The 2,395-nt window shown below is 58.3% G+C and carries 4 protein-coding genes and 2 pseudogenes; 2 read left to right on the forward strand and 4 right to left on the reverse strand.

Features of this window, described 5'->3' with window-relative positions:
* On the reverse strand, positions 1 to 310 hold a 310-nt coding region (gene tnpB, locus DBO86_RS01460), incomplete at its 3' end, for an IS66 family insertion sequence element accessory protein TnpB (protein ID WP_146173172.1).
* Between the two features lie 362 nt (positions 311 to 672).
* On the opposite strand from tnpB, the gene DBO86_RS01465 reads away from it, so the two are divergent.
* Positions 673 to 1,020 carry a helix-turn-helix domain-containing protein gene (locus tag DBO86_RS01465; RefSeq protein WP_108232808.1) on the forward strand — a complete coding sequence of 116 codons (348 nt, stop codon included), beginning with the start codon at positions 673 to 675 and terminating at the stop codon, positions 1,018 to 1,020.
* A 19-nt stretch (positions 1,021 to 1,039) separates the two neighbouring features.
* Here DBO86_RS01465 and DBO86_RS01470 read toward each other — a convergent pair whose 3' ends face one another.
* The 3 genes and pseudogenes from DBO86_RS01470 to DBO86_RS01480 form a co-directional block, all read right to left on the reverse strand.
* A complete protein-coding gene (locus tag DBO86_RS01470; protein ID WP_108232805.1) occupies positions 1,040 to 1,363 on the reverse strand; it encodes a hypothetical protein in 324 nt (107 codons plus the stop codon).
* Between the two features lie 39 nt (positions 1,364 to 1,402).
* On the reverse strand, positions 1,403 to 1,582 hold the full coding sequence (locus tag DBO86_RS01475; RefSeq protein WP_108232806.1) for a hypothetical protein: 180 nt from the start codon (positions 1,580 to 1,582) through the stop codon (positions 1,403 to 1,405).
* Positions 1,579 to 2,031, reverse strand: a pseudogene (locus DBO86_RS01480) (recombination directionality factor); the annotation flags it as partial. The gene DBO86_RS01475 and the pseudogene DBO86_RS01480, both read right to left, overlap by 4 nt.
* 124 nt (positions 2,032 to 2,155) lie before the next feature.
* Here DBO86_RS01480 and DBO86_RS01490 point away from each other — a divergent pair.
* A pseudogene (locus DBO86_RS01490) lies at positions 2,156 to 2,395 on the forward strand (IS21 family transposase); the annotation flags it as partial.

A 2,395-nucleotide genomic window follows, 5' to 3' on the forward strand; every position in this document is an offset into this window, starting at 1 on the left:
GGTCGATACCGTCCAGCAACCAGTTCAGCTCCTGGGCCGTCAGCACGATCGCATCGTCGCCAGGCTGCGGATGCGACTTGAAGCGCTCAGCCTCCAAGCGCTTGAGCCACAGGCAGAAGCCGTTGCGCTCCCAATACAAAATCTTCACGCGATTGCGCGCGCGATTGAGGAAGACGAACAGCACGGGGTCGAAGACCGCCACCTTGATATCCAGCTCGACCAGAGCGGCCAGGCCGTCAATGGATTTGCGGAAATCCACCGGCTTGGGGTAGAGGTAGACTTTTTCAACTTTAGCGTCGGGGCGCATCATGGTGGCTGGCTCCAGAAAGAAATCGGAGCACAGCATTGACTGGCCTGCGGATCATTTGAAGATGGGGTTTGTGGAGCGCTTACGGTTGTTTTCGTTTTGCGATTCCATTTGAGTGTCCTGATGGGCTGATATTGAGGCGCGTGGATGGAGCTCGGGCTTGCCATACGGCAGTCTGATTGTTGAGTGAGTGACGCAAGAAACTTGAGGGTGGGAGGCTGTGGTTTGCCGGCTCCTTGGCCTATTTCGCTGTGGTGGGGTTCAAGAAAAGTCGACATTCAACCTTTACGGTCGATTCTCAACTTGTGATGTTCTTCATGTCAATGAGGTGGTGCCCAACCATTCAGGATGAATGGGAGGGTCGCATCTTGGATACCGAGCAGAAGCGTTTGGCAGGGTTAGTGGGGCGTGCCATTGCCAGGCAACGCACCCGCGCTCGTTTGACACAGGAAGATGTTGCCGAGCGTCTGGGCGTGGGTAATGAAGCGGTGTCACGCATCGAGCGAGGCATCGTGATCCCCAACATTGCGCGGCTGTTTGAGCTGGCGGTGATCTTTGACTGTGAGGCCGCCGAGCTGCTGACCGAGAGCAGCTCGCGTCCAGACGACCAGGCCGCCCGTATCAGTAGTTTGCTGATGCCTTTGGATCATGCCGACCGGCACTTGGTTATGGAGCTGGTGGAGCGCTTGACCGAGCGCCTAGGCAAGGCATAACCGCGTGGAGAGGGCTAGCTCAGGGGCTGTCTGGCTCGTCGAACTGGGCTCCGCAGCGTAAGCAGAGATAGCCGTAGTTCATGAAGTGATACTTCTGGACATCCTTGATGAACTCCGTGCTGTCGGCCCACCCAGATACCGCGCCAGATAGGCCGTCAATCATGAGGTTAAGGGCTTGCTCCAGCGGGCTGTCGGGTTCGCTAGTGATACGTGGTGTCTGGGCACGAGCTTGACGCGCGCCGCGTAGAAACCCATCCAGCGTACCGATAAGCAGAGCGATGGCTTTGGCTGCGTCCTTGGACATGACCGCCGTGGAATTGCAGATCAAGCAGTGCGTGGGCATGTGAGGCTCCTGTAAGGAGGAGCCCGAGGGCTCCTACCTCTATGGTGAGTGAGTGGAAAGGTGTCTGAGCACGAGGGTGAATACGCCGCAGGCGAAGACCAGGGTGAGCAGCAGCAGGGGAAAGCGCAGTAGCAGAACGATGACCAGCACGACTGCGCTGGTGCCTGCCAGAACGCCAATGAAGATGAACAGGCAGGCCAAGCAGCGCAGCAGAGTCATGGCTGGATTACCCGTGCCTCAAGCTGCTGCAAGAGGGATGGGCGGGCTGCCGCGTGAGTCTCAGGTACAGGGCGTTCGGTGGCCTCAATGGGGAAGAACTCCTCGGCAATGGTGCCGTCCTCCTCGTTGTCCTCGAAAGCTCCATTGCTGAGTCCTTGTCGGGCGGCAGTGTCCAGTGCCGCTTGATCAAAACCTGCAGCTTGACGTGCTTCCTCCAGCTGTTTGGCGGCGAGCAAAGCTTCCTCCATGCTCATGCCGCTGCGCACGGTGATGTCGGCATAGAAGATCGGCGTGCCATGACTCTGTCGAGTCGACTTGCCACGCAGGCGCAGTTCCAGTGGCAGGCAGGCCAGTCGATTGCCCGAGATGGCCTGGTAGTACTGCAGGCGTGCCGCCAGGGTGCGAATGCTGTTGAAGCCGGTGGTGCGGAATACAAAACTGCCCAGCGGTGTTGCCGCTGACCGAAAACTGACCCAGTAGAGGCTGTTCTGCCGACTGAAAACTGACCCAGGTGTTCAACTGCTTCTGCTCAATTTTTGAGCAGGAGAACACAGGGTGATCAGTATGGAAATGATGGGCAAAATTCGGCGGATGTATTTCCGCGACAAGCTGTCGCTGCATGAGATAGCCAAGCGCACCGGGCTGGCGCGCAACACGATTCGCAAGTGGGTCAGAGCACCTGAGGCCAAGCAGCCGGTGTACCAACGCCGCGCGATCTTTAACAAACTCAGCCCTTTTCACGCCACGCTAGAGCAGGCGCTAAAAGCCGATTCGCTGCGGCCCAAGCAACAGCGGCGCAGTGCCAAGGCGCTG

This window comes from Ectopseudomonas oleovorans (assembly GCF_003052605.1).
GTDB classification, from domain to species: domain Bacteria; phylum Pseudomonadota; class Gammaproteobacteria; order Pseudomonadales; family Pseudomonadaceae; genus Aquipseudomonas; species Aquipseudomonas oleovorans_A.

Bases quoted from the DNA above. Each gene is read 5' to 3' on its own strand.
- DBO86_RS01470 (WP_108232805.1), bottom strand. From the start codon at position 1,363: ATGCCCACGCACTGCTTGATCTGCAATTCCACGGCGGTCATGTCCAAG.
- DBO86_RS01475 (WP_108232806.1), bottom strand. From the start codon at position 1,582: ATGACTCTGCTGCGCTGCTTGGCCTGCCTGTTCATCTTCATTGGCGTT.